Below are 16,334 nucleotides of genomic sequence, written 5' to 3' on the forward strand. Positions count from 1 at the left end.
CTCGGGCCGGGCCGGACGGAGTAATCCGCCGGCCCGGCCCGCTCCGATATCCGGGGTTCAGCCCGCCCGGAAGTCGGCCAGGGCCGCGTCCAGCGTCGTATGCAGGGCGAAGACCTGGTCCAGAGCCGTCATCTTGAGCTGCCGGCTGGTGGCGGGCCCGTCGGCCACCAAGGCGATCGTGGTCTTGTCGCCGGCGCGCTGATGGGCGGCGACCAGCGCGGCCATCCCGGCCGACGCCAGGAAGCTCACGGCGGCCAGGTCGACCACCAGGCCGGCCGGTTCGGCGTCGAGGGCGGCGTCGATTGCGGTCTCCAGGGCAGGAGCCGTGGCGAGGTCGACCTCTCCGGTCACCGTGAGCACGGTGACACCGTCGTGGTCGGCGACCGAGGTCGTCATCGTATCCGTGAGCGGGTTCGCGTCTGGAGGAGTATTGGTCACATCATCACAATCTGCCATGAGTCTCTCGATCTCGCTGCATCGTATCCCCGCCGGACCTGTTCGCGGTCCCGCGCAGGGCGCTGGCCACCGGGAACGTGATCGCCGGAAGCGTGACCGACATCCGTACCCGGGTTCCGGGACCCAAATGGTGATCTATCTCGAGTTCTTCGGTGAGCGCCCGCATCATATCGATGCCGCGACCTCGCGGTCCCGGATCGGCCGGACGCGGACGCCAGGTCCCGGTATCGGTGGTCTCGATGACCACCCGGTCGCCTACGCATTCGGCGGTGAGCACCACCCGTTCGGCGTCACCGCCGCCGTCGCGATAGGCGTGCTCGATACTGTTGCTGCACGCCTCGTTGGTGGCGGCCACCAGATCCGAGGTGAGGTTGTGCGGTACCGCCGCGGACGACAGCCATGCTGTCAGCGTACGACGCAGCATGGCCAGCCGGTCCGGGCGGGCCGGTACATCCAGCCGGAGCCGCGCGGGCGGCTGCCGGTAGACCACCATGGCGATATCGTCGTCGTATCCGCCCTCGGGCCGCAGCGCCGACAACACCGAGTCGGCGACCTGGCGCGGTAACTTCTCGGCGGTGTCGGCCAGGATGGTCGCGATTTTGGTGAAACCCTCGTCGATATCCTCGCCGCGGCGTTCCACCAGGCCGTCGGTGAACAACACCAGGGTCGATCCGGGCGGCAGCGGGGTGGTGGCCTCCGGTCGGCGCGGGGTCTCGAAGGTCGCCAGCGGCACCGACCGGCCGCCCTCCAGCATGCGCCCGGTCTTGTCCACATCGGCCAGGATGGGCGGCATATGACCGGCGTTGCTGTACCGCACCAGCCCGCGCACCGGATCCAGCACCGCCGCGCAGACGGTGGTGCACAGCGCTCCCGGAATCCGGGCCGCCACCGGGTCGAGTTCGGTGAGCAGCTGGGCCGGTCCGGCGCCGCGCAGCAGCAGCGCGCGGGCGGCGGTACGCAACTGACCCATCACCACGGCCGCGGACAGGCCGCGGCCCACACAGTCGCCGACCACCACGCCGATGGTGCCGTCGGGCAGCGGGACCACGTCGTACCAGTCGCCGCCGATCTCGAGCGGCGGCAGCGCCGGTTCGTAGTGCACCGAGAACCGGGGTGGGAGTTCGATGGGACCGAGCATGGCGCGCTGCAGGGTCAGCGAGGTGGAGCGCGCCTGATCGAAGTTGCGGGCGCGCTGGACGGCCAGGCTGAGATGCCCGATCAGCAGCGAGAACAGCGTCCAGTCGGCGGCGTCGACGACCCGCGGGACGGCGAAGCGCAGCCACAGCGCGGCATCGCTCTTCTCGCCGAGCGGCGCCACGATGCCCTGTGCGCTGCCCGCGCCCTCCGGGACCGCGATGAGCGTGCGGCCGGGCCGCACGCGGGCGCGTTTGAGAATCGCTTCCGTCGCCGGTTCGAGCCGGGAACCGCCCGCGGCGGCCGGGGGATTGCCGGAAATGTAGACCTCCGGCGCGGTGAGACCGGCCCAGACCGCCACCACCGCGGTCTCCGCGCCGACCGTGCGCCGCAGCTCGTCCAGCCCCACCTCGAGGACCTCGGCGACCGTGGTGGCCGCGGCCAGCGCGGTGGCCAGCCGGTTCGCGGCCTGGTCGCGCGCCTGGGCGTCGTGCTCGGCGGTGACATCACGGACGGTGCCGACGAAGATGTGCTCCTCGCCGTCGGGTTTGACCAGCGCGCTGGTGCTCACCGCGATCCAGCGTCGGCGGCCGTCCCGATGCTGGATCGGTACCACGAAACGGGACGCCTCGGTACCCAGGTCGGGGTAACGCGGGCCCTCCGGGATCGACCAGGGATGCGGCAGCGGATAGGGCACGCCGGTCGCGGCGTAGCCGGTGAGCTCGCCGAACGCCTTGTTCACCTCGATGATGGTGCCGCGGGCATCGGCGACGAAGAACCCGTCCTGCAGCGATTCGACCAGGGCGGTGCGGAATTCGTCGCGCCCGGCCAGATCGTCGGCCCGGGACCGCTGCTGTTCGTACCGGCGGGTGCCGTCGAGGTAACCGCGGGTGGCGACATCCAGCGTGATCAGGGTCTGCAGCAGGAATTCGAGCGCGTCCTCGGCGAGCCGATTCTCCACGCGGCCCGCATCGTGCGGCCCGGCCGTCTCGCCGGCCTGGGACTGTACCTGTTTCGCCACCCGGAAGTGGTGCTCGGTGAGATCGAGCAGGCTGATGCCCTCGACCAGCGCCCGGCGGCCCAGCTCATGCCCCTCGGCCAGGCCGTCGCCCTCCGGGTCGGCGAGATGGCGGCGCAACGCGTCGGCGTAGGCGTCGAGGAACGCCGCGAGCACGGTGCTCATTGCCGGCCTCGCCGGATCACGACGCTTCCCGCTGGGCGGTTCCGTTCGACACGCCCCGCACCCGCGCCGCGAGCACCAGGGCGTCGTCGGTGTCCTTGGCGTGCCGGCTCAGCAGCTCCTGGGCGATATCGGCGGTGGACTTCGCGAGGTCCACACCATGGCCCGGTTCCGCCTCCACCCCGTCGGTGGACATCAGCAGCAGATCGCCCGGCCGGACCGGAACGGTCTGCGGCTGCAGAATGGACGGCAGCCGGTATCCGACGATCCCCCCGCTCTGTAGCGCGGTGGCGCTGACCTGCGGCCCGGTAGGGCCGGCGGTCAGCACGATCGAATCGATATTCCCGACACCCAGCCACTGCGTTTCCTCCGCACCGAACAAAGCCAGGGTGACCGCGGCGCCACGCGTATCGGACATGGCCCGATGGCACAGCACCATCAGCACGTCCAGCGGCTCGGTGCGGTTCTCGGCGAGTACCCGGGTCGCGCGGTCCACCGCGGCGGCCGCGGCCGCTCCGTGGCCGAGACCGTCGAGTACCGCGAACAATACGGTGCCGGTACCGGTGTCCAGGACGACACACCGATCCCCGGACACATCCTGGCCGGGGAGGGCTCGGCCGGCCATCGCCCATTCGATCCGGCCGATGTACCCGTCCTCATGCACCGTGGGGTACCCACTTCCACATCTCCACCAATGTGCCTCGGCCGGGCGCGGATTCGATGGCCATACCGTCCATCAGCCGTTTGGCACCGGGGAGACCGAGCCCCAGGCCCAGGCCGGTCGAATAACCGTCCTCCATGGCCCGGGCGATATCGATGATCCCGGGACCCTGATCCTTGGCCTGGACCACCAGGGCGCGGCGGCCGTCGCGCTCGTCGACCTGCAGCCGGATCTCGCCGCTACCGGCGTAACTGGTGATATTCCGCGCGACCTCCGAGATCGCCGTGGAGATCATGGTCCGGTCGGTGAGCGTGAAGCCGAGTTCCTCGGCCAGCTCACGCCCGGCCTGACGTGCGGTCACGATGTCGTTCGACATCTTCACCGCGATAACCACCTGTTCAGCGGGCACTGTCACGACCATCTCGGTGCTGGCGCCGCGAAGCCTTGTGGTTCAGCCAGGCCAGGCCCTCCTCGAGATCCAGTGCGGTGTGCATGTCCTCGAAGGTGAGGCCGAGCTGCACCATGGCGAACGCGACCTCGGGTTGCAGGCCCACGATGACGGTTTCGGCGCCGCGCAGCTGGGTCATGTGCGCGATGGTGCGCAGTGATCTGGCCGCGAAGGAATCCATCACATCGATGGCCGTCACGTCGACGATGATGCCCTGCGCGCGGTACTTGCTGACCTGCTTCATCAGGTCGTCCTGCAACCGCTCGGTATCGGCGTCGGTCAGCGCCGACTGCACCGACGCGATGAGATAGGTGCCCTGTTTGAGTATCGGTACTGGCATAGTGATTTCCGGTCAGCGCGAATCGCGTTCGCTGCGCTCGGTCACTCTGGACACTTCGTAGCCCAGTAACCGCTCCGCTTCCTCGATACCGCCCTGCAGATCGCCGACCGCGTTCATCTTCGACAGGTCCAAACCGATGGTGACCAGTGTCAGCGCGATCTCCGAGGACAGGCCGGTCATGATGACGCTGGCGCCCATGAGGCCCGACGCGTCGACCGTCTGGACCAGGTGGTTGGCCACCGTGGAGTCGATATCGGGCACACCGGTGATATCGATGACCACGACCTTGGCGCGATTGTTGCGGATGGCGCGCAGTAGTTGTTCGGTGAGCTGCCGGGCCCGCTGACTGTCCAGTACACCGATTATCGGCAGGATCAGCAGCTGTTCGCGCACCTGCAGCACGGGGGTGGACAGCTCGCGGATCGCTTCCTGCTGCTGCCGGATGACGCGCTCGCGCTCCTGCACGAAGGAAACGCCCACCGTGTTGGCGATCCGGTTGGCCGCAGGTTCGTAGGCGTCGAGTACCGCGTTCAGTAATTCGAAATTGGACTGGTACTTCTCGAACAGCGAACGGGCCAGTACGTCGCGCAGGAGCAGCACCATGCCGAGGACCTCGTCGGTCTCCACCCCGCGCGGAATGATGCGCTCGGAGAGATCGCGGGCGTAGGCCTGCAGCGCCTCGACGCTACCGGTCTCCAGAACCTCGACGTAATTGTCGTAGACCGACGTGGCTTCGGAGAAGACCTCTTCGGGCGTCATCGCGGTGAGCAGGCGCGCCTCGGTGATCCGGCGGGCCCACTCCTCACGCAGCGCGGTGCGGTTCTGGCGCAAGTGCTCGACGAGCTGCGGAAGCAGATTGTCTACGGGTCCCGCAGCCAATGAGTCCGCCGAAAGGCCCATGGACACCTCGGACATGTAACTTGTGCCCCTTTCGACGGCGGTCGGGTACATCATAGATTTTCCGGCGGTCGTGCCGATACCGAGCCTAGTCATACCCGCGCGTCCATACTGGCGAAACCTGCCGGTCCGGTTCTACCGCGCCGAGGTGAGCGGCGTCGCGCCGGGGGTGGCGAAACCTCGTTCCAGCGCCGCCAGTGCCCGATCGAGGTACACGGTGAGATCCGCGTCCGCCCGGGCCAGCCACGCGTCGAAGGCCGCCCGGGCGGCGGCCAGTGTGGTGCGGCCGACCGCCATCGGGACGAGCGAATCGGCGGGTTCTCCGAGCCGGCCGGCGGCGAACTCGCCCACCGCCCGCTCCCACGCGTCGTAATGGGTGCCCGCGGTGGCGGCCAGTGCCGGCACGTCGGCGACCAGTTTCATCCGCATGCGCAACTCGGGGACGTCCTCGGCGCGGTACCGGTTGGCGTTCACCACCACCCGCCGGACCGCCGCCATCATGGGTTCGGCATCGGGCACAGTGGCGAACGCGGCACGGAGCGCGGTGACCTCGTCGTCGAACGAGTACCAGAGCACCTCCGCCTTCCCCGGGAAGTAACGGAAGAAGGTACGACCGCTGATCCCGGCCGCGGCGGCGATCTGCTCCACGGTGGTCTCGTCGAAGCCCTGCTCACTGAACAACCGCATCGCGATCAGCTCGAGCTCGCGTTTGGTGGTTCCCCGCGGGCGGCCGCGGGAGTGCTGTGGTGTCACGCGGTAATACTGCGCTGCTGCCACCGTGTTCGGGGACGGTACCCCTATGTTTTTCGGCCCCGCTGCGGCGTCGTAGCCCTTCCGGGTGCGGGCCTCTTGATTATGTCAGTGACTGACGTTAATCTCGGCCCATGATGGTGGCGGACCTCACATCGCCCGACGTGGACGCGCTGCGCGTCGCCGCGCCGGTGCTGGTGGTGCCGGTGGGCGCGACCGAGCAACACGGACCGCATCTGCCGCTGTCCACCGATACCGATCTCGCCGCCGCACTGTGCGAGGGTGTGGCCGCGCGACGTCCCGATGTGCTCGTCGCCCCCGCGATCGCCTACGGCGCCAGCGGCGAGCACGCCGGATTCCCCGGCACGCTGTCGATAGGTTTGGCGGCCCTGGAACTGCTGGTCGTGGAACTGTGCCGTTCGGCGACCGCTACTTTCGAGCGGATCGTGCTGGTCAACGGGCACGGCGGCAATATCGAGGCGCTGCGCCGGGCAGTGGACCTGCTGCGGCGCGAATCCCGCGATATCCGGCTGTTCCTGCCGCGCCACGACGGCGACGCGCACGCCGGACGGACCGAAACCTCGCTGCAACTGGCGCTCGACCCGGACCGCGTGCGCGCCGACCGCGCCGAACCCGGTGATACCCGGCCGCTCGCCGAAATCCTGCCGCGGCTGCGGGCCGGTGGCGTCGCGGCGGTGAGCGCCAACGGTGTGCTCGGCGATCCCACCGGTGCCACCGCGGCCGAGGGTGCCCGGCTGCTCGACCTGCTCATCTTCCAGTTGTACGACCAGATCCGGCAGTGGTGGCCGGAACCAGTGGAAAGGATCCGACCATGAATCCGTGGTTCGAAACCGTCGCCGAGGCGCATCGGCGGGCGAAGAAACGGCTGCCGAAATCTGTGTACGGCGCGCTGGTGGCCGGTTCGGAACGCGGGCTGACCATCGACGACAACCAAGCCGCCTTCGGCGAGCTCGGCTTCGCCCCGCATGTCGCCGGACCCATCGGCGACCGCGACCAGTCCACCACCGTGCTGGGGCAGCGGATCTCTCTGCCGGTGATCATCTCGCCCACCGGCGTCCAGGCCGTACATCCCGACGGTGAGGTCGCCGTGGCCCGTGCCGCGGCGGCCCGCGGCACCGCGATGGGGCTCTCCTCGTTCGCCAGCAAATCGGTCGAGGAGGTCGTCGCCGCCAACCCCGCCACCTTCTTCCAGCTCTACTGGTGCGGCAGCAAGGACGATATCGCCGGGCGGATGGCGCGGGCGAAGGCCGCGGGGGCGGTGGGCCTGATCCTCACGCTCGACTGGTCGTTCTCGCACGGCCGCGACTGGGGCAGCCCGGTGATCCCGGAGAAGCTGGACCTCAAGACGATGGCGAGTTTCGCGCCGCAGATGGTGGCCAAACCGCGCTGGCTGACCCGCTATCTGAAATCGGGTTCGCTGCCCGACCTCACCGCGCCCAATATGGCCCTGGGGGAGGCTCCCGCGCCGGGCTTTTTCGGTGCCTACGGCGAATGGATGGGTACGCCTCCGCCGGACTGGGCCGATGTCGCCTGGGTCTGCCGACAGTGGGACGGGCCGGTCATGCTCAAGGGTGTGATGCGGGTGGACGACGCGCGCCGCGCGGTCGATGCAGGCGTGGCGGCCATCTCGGTGTCCAACCACGGCGGCAACAATCTCGACGGCACTCCGGCCGCCATCCGCGCGCTCCCGGTGGTGGCGGATGCGGTGGGCCACGAGATCGAGATCCTGCTCGACGGCGGGATCCGGCGCGGCAGTGATGTGGTGAAGGCCGTGGCGCTCGGGGCGCGGGCGGTGATGATCGGCCGCGCGTACCTGTGGGGTCTGGCGGCGAACGGGCAGGCCGGAGTGGAGAACGTGCTCGATATCCTGCGCGGCGGAATCGATTCCGCGCTGCTCGGGCTGCGCAAGACCACGGTCACCGAGCTGGACCGGTCCGATATCGTGATCCCGGAGGGTTTCGAGCGTCGGCTGGGCGTCGACACTGTGACCGAGAGCCGGGTGCCGGCAAATACGCCTGTCGAAGCTGTCTGATGCCCTTCGCCCGGGCCGATCTGCGGAACGGTCCGGGCTCGGAGCTGCGTGAATCGGTCTACGGTCGCGGAACCCGGTGTTCATAGCGGCTGTGGTCCCCGTCACTGGGAGTAGCGACCGGTCGGGGTGCCATAGGTTGTGCGGATCCGTACGAATTGTGGCCAAGGAATGCTTGTGACCGATAGCGTTGTCCCGCACCCGGAGATCGACACCGACTACGACCCGACCAGATCCCCACATCGGGAGGATCCGTTTCAGTATTACGCCTGGTCGCAGGTGAATGCGCCGGTGATCTGGAACCCGGCGATCGGTGCCTGGCTACTGACGCGCTACCGCGATATCGAACGCGTGGTCGCCGATACCGAAACCTTCTCCAATGCTTCTGCCGTACCGCCGCTGGATAAACTGCTTCCACCCGATGTGTTGAATATCATCGCGCAAGCAGGCCCGCCCGGCCGGCATATGCTGCAGACCGACCCGCCCGAGCATCGTGCGATGCGTCGCATCGGCCATGCAGTGATGGACGGGCAGCGGATTCAGCGGCAGGTACCGTACATGCGGGAGTTGGCAGCTTCGTTGATCGACGTTTTTGTCGATGACGGCGCGGTGGAACTCGTCGCGGGGTTCACGTTGCCGTATGTCAAGCGCGTACTCAGCCGGTTGGTGGGCATTCCGGAATCCGATATGGACCGGGTGGAGACATGGAATGATGCCTTTCTCGGCCTGATGAGCCCGTTGATCGGGCACGATCGGAAAATCGAGTTGGCGCACCAGTACGTCGAATACGAGCTGTACCTCGAACAGCTCATCGCCGACCGCCGTGCGGACCCACGCGACGACATCGTCTCGGACCTGGTGCGTTTCTACGCGGACGAACAGATTCCGGACGATAGAGCCCTACCGGATATGAAGATGTTCATCAGAGGTCTGTACGCGGGCGGGATCCACACCACGGCAGATGGGATCGACAGCGCTGTGTATCTCATGCTGACCGCCGACGACGGCGGGTTGTGGCGTGAGGCGGCTGTCCGGCCCGCGGTGATACCCGAGATCTGGGAGGAGACCTTGCGTCTGGAGGCTCCCCACCGGGGACTCTCCAGACTTGCCACCCGTGATGTAGAGATCGGTGGGAAAACTATCGAGCAGGGCCAACAGGTACTGCTCCTCTTCGGTGCGGCCAATCGTGATCCCGATGTTTTCGGCGAGCCGGACCGCTTCCGGCGGGGCCGAGAAAACATTCGCAGGCATATGGCATTCGGCCAGGGAATCCATCGCTGTCTCGGTCGGATCCTTGCCCATCACGAGGGTATCGAGGGTCTGGCGATGCTTGCCGATCGGCTCCCGCGCGCACAGATCGCCCCGTCGTATCATCCGAGCTACTCTCCGGCGTTCTACTTCCGCGGTCTCCAACAGCTCGACCTGGTCTGGTGAATCGCCGGGCCTACCGGTGCGCCGGTCGCGCCGCTCCGTTGCCCGGGATTGTTGCTTAGGTTCGCCTAACTCGCAGCGCGGCGGTCGTCGGTCGCTAGGCTCGCTGTGCCAGACCCCGGCGCAGTCGCCTTCACCGGCGACTGCGTCGTGCTCGACCCGCAGCCCACCTCCAAAGGAGTGCGATCGGTGACCGCGCCCGAGTTCCGTTATTCAGACCTGCTCCCGATCGGCGCCGACGACACCCCGTACCGGCTGCTCACCACCGAGGGCGTCAGCACCTTCGAATCCGGCGGCCGGACTTTCCTCCAGGTCGATCCCGAGGTCCTGCGACTGCTGACCGCCGAGGCGATGCACGACATCAGCCATTACCTGCGCCCCGCGCATCTGGCCCAGCTGCGCCGGATCATCGACGACCCCGAGGCCAGCGGTAACGACCGTTTCGTCGCGCTGGACCTGCTCAAGAATGTGAACATCTCCGCCGGCGGCATCCTGCCCATGTGCCAGGACACCGGCACCGCCATCGTGATGGGTAAGAAATCCGAGGGCGTGCTCACCGGTGCCGACGATGCCGAATGGATCAGCCGCGGCGTATTCGACGCCTATACGAAACTGAACCTGCGGTACTCCCAGCTCGCGCCCCTCACCATGTGGGACGAGAAGAACACCGGCTCCAACCTGCCCGCGCAGGTCGAGCTGTACTCCACGCCCGGCGATCCCGCGCAGCCCTCCTACAAGTTCCTGTACATGGCCAAGGGCGGGGGTTCGGCCAACAAGTCGTTCCTGTACCAGGAGACCAAGGCCATCCTGAACCCCACCCGGATGCTGGAATTCCTCGACGAGAAGATCCGGTCGCTGGGCACCGCGGCCTGCCCGCCCTACCACCTCGCCGTGGTGATCGGCGGTACCAGCGCCGAATTCGCGCTCAAGACCGCCAAATACGCGTCCGCGCACTACCTGGACAACCTGCCCACCGAGGGTTCGATGACCGGGCACGCCTTCCGCGATCTCGAACTCGAGCAGGAAGTCTTCACACTGACCCAGTCCTTCGGGATCGGCGCCCAGTTCGGCGGCAAGTACTTCTGCCACGACGTCCGCGTGGTGCGGCTGCCCCGGCACGGCGCGAGTTGCCCGGTGGCGCTCGCGGTGTCGTGCTCCGCGGACCGGCAGGCGCTGGCCAAGATCACCCCCGAGGGCGTATTCCTGGAGCAGCTCGAACGTGAACCCGCGCAGTATCTGCCCGAGCAGACCGACGAGATCCTCGGCGGCGATGTGGTGCAGGTCGATCTGAACCGGCCGATGGACGAGATCCGCGCGGAGCTGTCGAAATACCCGGTGAAGACCCGGCTCTCGCTGTCGGGTCCGCTGGTGGTGGCCCGCGACATCGCGCACGCCAAGATCAAGGAGCGGCTGGACGCGGGCGAGGAGATGCCGCAGTACCTGCGCGATATGGCGGTGTACTACGCGGGGCCGGCCAAAACCCCCGACGGCTACGCTTCGGGTTCCTTCGGCCCGACCACCGCGGGCCGGATGGACTCCTACGTCGACCAGTTCCAGGCGGCCGGTGGGTCGTTCGTGATGCTGGCCAAGGGCAATCGGTCGGCTCAGGTCACCAAGGCGTGTAAGGAACACGGCGGCTTCTACCTCGGCTCCATCGGTGGCCCCGCCGCCCGGCTCGCCCTGGACTGCATCAAATCGGTGGAGGTCCTGGAATACCCCGAGCTGGGTATGGAAGCGGTCTGGAAGATCGAGGTGGAGGATTTCCCGGCGTTCATCGTGGTGGACGACAAGGGCAACGATTTCTTCGCCGAAACCCAGAAACCGATCGCGCTGCGGGTGCGGACCAGGTCCAAAGAGCGCATCTGAGTTCTCGGGTACCGAGCTCGCGGCACGCCCGCCGCTTCCGGCTCGGCGGTCCCGCATTGTGGTGAGCACGCCCGGTGACCCGGACCCGGTCGGGTTCCCCGGCGAACGACCCGGTCGTAATTCCTCTCCCCGAGAGCGGCTTCGACGTGTGCGGGCTACGGCGTGCCGAGTTCGGGGGCCCGGGCTGCCTCGAATCTCACTCGTCCGGCCGGGACAGGATCTCGATGTACCCGTCCGTCCCGTTCACCCGGATCCGCTGCCCGTCCCGGATCAGCCGGGTGGCATGCTCCACACCCACCACGGCGGGCAGGCCGTACTCGCGGGCGATCACCGCGCCGTGCGTCATCAGCCCGCCCACCTCCGTTACCAGGCCCGTGATCGCGACGAACAGGGGAGTCCAGCTCGGATCGGTATAGGCGGTGACCAGGATATCGCCCGGTTCGAGATCGGCCTGCGCCATTTCCGGGACGACCCGGGCACGCCCTTCGACGGTCCCGGCGGACACCGGCATTCCGGGTAGCGCACCGTCCGGTACATCCGCGCGCCGATACGCGCCGGTGACGGCCTCGCCGTCCGAGGTGAGCACGCGGGGCGGCGTGAGCGCCTCGTACGACCGGAACGCGTCCCTCCGCTCGCGGATGAGTTCCGCACTCGCCCGGTGCGTGCGCACGACCTCGTGGAGTTCCTCGAACGTCAGGAAGAAGATATCGTCGGGCTCGCGCAGCACCCGGGCCTGCACGAGACGCTCGGCCTCCCGCGACAAAGCGTGTTTATAGACCCAGTAGCGGCTGACCATGCCGTATTTCGGATACTCCCGGTATCCGGAGAAGGTGCGGACCCGGTCGATCATCCGCATGGTCTCCTCGGCCTTGCGGGCCCCGTCCGGTAGCGCGCGCAGCCGCTCCAGCAGTTCATGCGCTTTCCGCTCGGCCTGGAGCCGGCCGTTCTCGAAGCGTCGGGTGCCGGCGCCCGGCTCGAAACTCTTGATGTTGTTGACGATCGTCGGCACGAGTGCGGCGGGTTGTTCGCTCCAGCGCGGCCGCGTGATGTCGATTTCGCCGGCACAACGCATTCCGTACCGGTCGAGATAGGCGTCGATGGCCGCGCGTGCCGCACGACCGCCCGGCAGCTGTGCCAGCTCGTCCAGGAAACCGCTCCCGTCGGCACCCGTGTCCTCGATGTGCCGCAGGAAAGCCACCACCTCCGGGTGCGGCCGGATCACATCGGCGACATCGAGCAACGCCAGACCCATCTCCGCGGTGACGTTGTGCGGAACCGATTGCGCGAGGATATCGGCCGCGTTCTTCTCGCCCAGCCACTCCTGCAGCTGATCGTTGAGCCACCAGGTGGCCTCCATTCCCGCCTTGATGACCTGCTGGCTGCGCGGATGGAACAGCACCCGGCGCAGCTCTCGGAAATCGGCCAGGACGAAGTCGACCAGCTCCGGCCCGGATTTGGTTCCGATATCGCGTTTCAGGGCCTCCAGGGACGCCTCGCTGTCCGCGATCAGCTCGGCGACCACGGCCGGATCGGCCTCGATCAGGGTGGGGCCGGCGGCGGCCAGCGGACCGCCGGGCCCCTCGTCCGGGCCCGACGGGAGGAAGTCGTCACGCTCGAGAACGGTCCGCAGCGCGTCCCCGGTCAGCGGATCGGATTTGCTGAAACCCTCCACCATGGCCGCGCGAGCCGCGGGCGTAGCCAGGCGCCGGGTGGCGTCGACGAACAACCGCCCGCCCGCGTGCCGCATAGGCGCCGGGCTGGTCAGTTGCCATACGGAGAGTCCCAGTGGCTTCATGGGGTCGGTCATCATCTGCTGATGGCCGACGGAGATGTATACGTGGTTTTCGTCGTCGTCGGCCTCGGGAATCGGGAACAGTGTGGTGATCGGCCGGCTCTGCACGATGCGGAACTCGTCGTCCACCAGGCACCATTCGATATCCTGGGGGCTGCCGAAATGCGCCTCGATGCGGCGGCCCAGTTGCGCGAGGCGCACGATCTGCGCCGGGGTGAGCACCGGCCGGTTCTGCCGTTCGGGCTCGATCTCCGCGACGCGTGTGCCGCCCTCCGGTGCGGCCTCGACAGCGATCCGTTTCGTGGCCACCGTCTCGGAAACGACTTCGCCGTCACGCACCGTGTAGACATCCGGGTTCACCAGACCGGAGACCAGGGCCTCACCGAGGCCGAACCCGGCGTCCACGGAAACCACCTTCCGGTTGGACGTGAGGGGGTCCGCGGTGACCAGGATGCCGGCCGCCCGCGGAAACACCATCCGCTGCACGACCACCCCCATCCGCACCGTCCGCTGATCGAAGCCGTTACGCAGGCGGTAGGTGACGGCGCGCTCGGTGAACAGCGATCCCCAGCACCGGCCGACGTGCCGCAGCACCGCCTCCGGTCCCGCGACGTTCAGGAAGGTGTCCTGCTGACCGGCGAACGACGCGGTCGGCAGATCCTCGGCCGTCGCGCTGGATCGGACGGCACAGGCATCCTGCGCCCCGAGCCGGGCGAGTGCGCCGGTGATCGCCGCCGCCACATCGCCGGGAACAGCGCATTCTTCGATCGCTGCGCGAATCTCCGCGCTCAGCACCCGGATCGACTCCCCGTCATCGGGTTCGAGCTGCGACAACCGATCGATCCTGTCGTCGATCGCCGGCACTTCGGCAACGACCCGCTGAAAGGCGGCCGTTGTCACGCAGAAACCCTCCGGTACCGCGATACCGTCGATCCGCGACAGCTCGCCGAGGTTCGCGCCCTTGCCGCCAACGGTCGCGACGTGCGTCCGGTCGATCTCCTCGAAGCCCAGCACATAACTCATCCGCCACTCCTCACCTGGTGGTTTCCGCATCAGTGGGCGATTATGGACCACAAATCGACGTCTCATGAGGGCCGCGGATCGTGTATAAGGTAGAAGGGGGATGGGGAAAGCGGCACGACAAGCCGAGCAGGTAGGTCCGCGCCCGTCGGCCGGGGCCTACCGAATCTTCTCGAGCAGCTGTCGCGGTCAGCGACCCCTCAACTCTTCCACCACCGCGGCCACGGCGCCCAGGCCGGCGACGACGAGGGGATGTTCGCGGCCGCCGCGGCGCGTGGCGGCGATGATCACGCGGGTCGGTCGCGTGGCCCCGTGTAACGGTATCCGCACCACTCGATGGTGATCCGGAACGGGCACCATACGCGGTAGCAGGCAGACACCGAAACCGTGTGCGACGGCGGCGGATACGGCGAACCATTCTTTGAGGTGGTGGGTGATGCGGGGGGTGAAACCGGCCGTGGCGCACGCGGCGACGAGCACATCGTAGGAGTCGTTGTGTTCGGGTTTCACAATCCAGGTCTCGGCGGCCGCATCGGCCAGTTCCACCGCGTCGCGCCGGGTGAGCGGGTGTTCTTCGGCTACGAGCAGCTCCTGGGCATCGTCGAAGACCACCGCCTGCTCGAACCGGGGATCGTCGACCGGCGGACTGTGGGCCGGGAGGACGAGGGCGATATCTCTGCCACTCGGCATCGCCGGCACAATTCAGCTGCTCGGCCCGTTGACCGTCGCGGTGGCGGGTTCGCGGAGCGCGCGCGACCTCGCGGTGGTGGCCCTCGTGGCCGCCGGGCTGTGGTTGATCCGCGATCCGGCGTCCGGCCAATTGCATTGGCTCGGACTCCTGCTCGCCGGAATATCCGGCGCCGCGATGGCCTCCTATCTGCTGCTCTCCCGCGCTCTCGCCGCCACCCTCGGGCACTCGGCGCTGGGGATCGCTCTGCCGGTGGCCGCCTGCCTCGGGCTCCCCGCCGGGGCCGCGAGCAACGGCGTCACCGTGTTCCGGCCAGAGATCCTGGCCTTGGGTGCGATGGTCGCGATCCTGTCCGCGGTGATTCCGTACTCCTTGGAAATGGCTGCGCTGAAACGTATTCCGGCCGGTACCGCGGGGATCCTGCTGAGCCTGGAACCCGTCGTCGCGGCGCTGGCCGGTCTACTCGTTCTCGGTGAGACGCTGTCGGGCTCCCGATGGTTCGGAATCGCTTGTATCTGTGGAGCCACAGCGGTCGCGATCGGCTCTACGGGCCCGGTCGGGAACGCCGGTTCTTCCGCGTCGGCTGCGGGTGCGCGCGGCGCCGCCGCGGACCCGTCCATCTGAGGTGTGCGCCCGATAGACGACGGTCGCTGTAGAGCGCCCGGATGTCCGACGAGGGCCGGCCGGCTTCGGAGCCGGGCGTGTGCTGCCTCACCCTTCGGGACAGTTGCGGCCGGTCTGTGGCATGCTGGAGGTGAGTACGGGTTGTTGAAGTGATCGCTCGGCTCGCAACAGGAAGTAAAATAACAGTATGTCGCAAGGCAGTGTGAAGTGGTTCAACGGCGAAAAGGGCTTCGGGTTCATCGCGCAAGACGGTGGCGGTCCTGACGTTTTCGTCCACTACTCCGCGATTTCCGGCTCCGGCTTCAAGTCCCTTGAAGAGGGGCAGCGTGTCGAGTTCGATATCGAGCAGGGCCAGAAGGGCCCGCAGGCTCAGAGCGTCCGCGCTATCTAGGAGCCGACCAACACAGAAACCCGCGCCATGGCGCGGGTTTCTTGCTTTTCAGGGGCCGTGCCGGGGCTGCCGCGATCAAGTGTTCATCCAATTCATGGGTGGCTTCCGTGTCGAGGTGGACGACGCCTCGCCCGCGCCGGCGCGGGTCCGGCGGCCCGACCATACGGGCGGGCGCGGGCTGCTGCTGGTCACGCGGCTCGCGACCCGGTGGGGGACCGATTACCGGGAGGGCGGGAAAACCGTGTGGGCCGAACTCGACCGGCGTGCCGGTATCTGAGCCGGCGGTGACCGGCCGCGGGCCGGGGCCGGGGGATTTCCTTGCCGGCGGGCGCATCGGTGTGGTCAGTCCTGCTCGGTGAGTGTGGTGTTGATTTCGCGGGCTTCGGCGAGTTGGTCTTCGAGGATGATGATCCGGCATGCCGCTTCCAGGGGGGTGCCGTGGTCGATGAGTTCGCGGGCGCGGGCGGCGATGCGCAGTTGGTAGCGGGAGTAGCGGCGGTGCCCGCCGGGCGAGCGTTGCGGGGTGATCAGGTTCGCCTCGTCCAGGGTGCGCAGGAATGCTTGGGTGGTGCCGAGCATGTCCGCGGCCCGGCCCATGGTGTAGGC

17 protein-coding genes are annotated in these 16,334 nt (G+C 67.9%); 7 read left to right on the top strand and 10 right to left on the bottom strand.

Annotated features, from left to right (window positions below):
• Positions 1–57: 57 nt before the first annotated feature.
• From ACLML9_RS21145 to mftR, 7 genes are all read right to left on the bottom strand, one after another.
• Positions 58–396 carry an STAS domain-containing protein gene (locus ACLML9_RS21145; protein ID WP_039825299.1) on the bottom strand — a complete coding sequence of 113 codons (339 nt, stop codon included), beginning with the start codon at positions 394–396 and terminating at the stop codon, positions 58–60.
• A gap of 46 nt (positions 397–442) precedes the next feature.
• Positions 443–2,773, bottom strand: a complete 2,331-nt coding sequence (locus tag ACLML9_RS21150) for a SpoIIE family protein phosphatase (RefSeq protein ID WP_411947161.1) — start codon at positions 2,771–2,773, stop codon at positions 443–445.
• A 16-nt stretch (positions 2,774–2,789) separates the two neighbouring features.
• Positions 2,790–3,434: a SpoIIE family protein phosphatase gene (locus ACLML9_RS21155; protein WP_411947162.1), complete on the bottom strand. Its 645-nt coding sequence runs from the start codon at positions 3,432–3,434 to the stop codon at positions 2,790–2,792.
• Positions 3,427–3,852: an anti-sigma regulatory factor gene (locus ACLML9_RS21160; protein ID WP_036513668.1), complete on the bottom strand. Its 426-nt coding sequence runs from the start codon at positions 3,850–3,852 to the stop codon at positions 3,427–3,429. Before ACLML9_RS21160 ends, ACLML9_RS21155 begins: the two co-directional genes overlap by 8 nt.
• Positions 3,830–4,219, bottom strand: coding sequence for an STAS domain-containing protein (locus tag ACLML9_RS21165; protein ID WP_030521383.1), 390 nt, complete (start codon positions 4,217–4,219; stop codon positions 3,830–3,832). Before ACLML9_RS21165 ends, ACLML9_RS21160 begins: the two co-directional genes overlap by 23 nt.
• A gap of 12 nt (positions 4,220–4,231) precedes the next feature.
• Positions 4,232–5,134 carry an STAS domain-containing protein gene (locus ACLML9_RS21170; RefSeq protein WP_030521382.1) on the bottom strand — a complete coding sequence of 301 codons (903 nt, stop codon included), beginning with the start codon at positions 5,132–5,134 and terminating at the stop codon, positions 4,232–4,234.
• Between the two features lie 117 nt (positions 5,135–5,251).
• Entirely contained in the window at positions 5,252–5,869 is a 618-nt protein-coding gene (gene mftR / locus ACLML9_RS21175; RefSeq protein ID WP_265804803.1) for a mycofactocin system transcriptional regulator, read from the bottom strand.
• Between the two features lie 134 nt (positions 5,870–6,003).
• Here mftR and mftE point away from each other — a divergent pair, with 134 nt between their 5' ends.
• From mftE to ACLML9_RS21195, 4 genes are all read left to right on the top strand, one after another.
• A complete protein-coding gene (gene mftE, locus ACLML9_RS21180; protein ID WP_411947171.1) occupies positions 6,004–6,702 on the top strand; it encodes a mycofactocin biosynthesis peptidyl-dipeptidase MftE in 699 nt (232 codons plus the stop codon).
• Positions 6,699–7,919: a pre-mycofactocin synthase MftD gene (gene mftD / locus ACLML9_RS21185; protein WP_411947163.1), complete on the top strand. Its 1,221-nt coding sequence runs from the start codon at positions 6,699–6,701 to the stop codon at positions 7,917–7,919. The genes mftE and mftD overlap by 4 nt, the downstream gene beginning before the upstream one ends.
• 168 nt (positions 7,920–8,087) lie before the next feature.
• Entirely contained in the window at positions 8,088–9,350 is a 1,263-nt protein-coding gene (locus ACLML9_RS21190) for a cytochrome P450 (RefSeq protein WP_411947164.1), read from the top strand.
• A gap of 186 nt (positions 9,351–9,536) precedes the next feature.
• Positions 9,537–11,213, top strand: a complete 1,677-nt coding sequence (locus ACLML9_RS21195) for a fumarate hydratase (RefSeq protein WP_411947165.1) — start codon at positions 9,537–9,539, stop codon at positions 11,211–11,213.
• Between the two features lie 196 nt (positions 11,214–11,409).
• Here the strand turns inward: ACLML9_RS21195 and rph are convergent, their stop codons facing one another.
• Entirely contained in the window at positions 11,410–14,028 is a 2,619-nt protein-coding gene (gene rph, locus ACLML9_RS21200) for a rifamycin-inactivating phosphotransferase (RefSeq protein WP_411947166.1), read from the bottom strand.
• Positions 14,029–14,214: 186 nt separating this feature from the next.
• A complete protein-coding gene (locus ACLML9_RS21205; RefSeq protein ID WP_411947167.1) occupies positions 14,215–14,715 on the bottom strand; it encodes a LysR substrate-binding domain-containing protein in 501 nt (166 codons plus the stop codon).
• 28 nt (positions 14,716–14,743) lie between these two features.
• On the opposite strand from ACLML9_RS21205, the gene ACLML9_RS21210 reads away from it, so the two are divergent.
• The 3 genes from ACLML9_RS21210 (at position 14,744) to ACLML9_RS21220 (ending at position 16,005) form a co-directional block, all read left to right on the top strand.
• On the top strand, positions 14,744–15,337 hold the full coding sequence (locus ACLML9_RS21210) for an EamA family transporter (RefSeq protein ID WP_411947168.1): 594 nt from the start codon (positions 14,744–14,746) through the stop codon (positions 15,335–15,337).
• A 187-nt stretch (positions 15,338–15,524) separates the two neighbouring features.
• On the top strand, positions 15,525–15,728 hold the full coding sequence (locus ACLML9_RS21215) for a cold-shock protein (protein WP_030521376.1): 204 nt from the start codon (positions 15,525–15,527) through the stop codon (positions 15,726–15,728).
• A 94-nt stretch (positions 15,729–15,822) separates the two neighbouring features.
• Positions 15,823–16,005 (top strand): ATP-binding protein, encoded by a 183-nt coding sequence (locus tag ACLML9_RS21220; protein ID WP_411947169.1) that lies wholly within the window; start codon positions 15,823–15,825, stop codon positions 16,003–16,005.
• 65 nt (positions 16,006–16,070) lie between these two features.
• Here the strand turns inward: ACLML9_RS21220 and ACLML9_RS21225 are convergent.
• Positions 16,071–16,334: MerR family transcriptional regulator (locus ACLML9_RS21225; RefSeq protein WP_411947170.1), on the bottom strand; the 264-nt coding region annotated here is incomplete at its 5' end.

It is taken from the genome of Nocardia sp. NPDC002869 (assembly GCF_046764065.1).
GTDB lineage: Bacteria > Actinomycetota > Actinomycetes > Mycobacteriales > Mycobacteriaceae > Nocardia > Nocardia rhamnosiphila.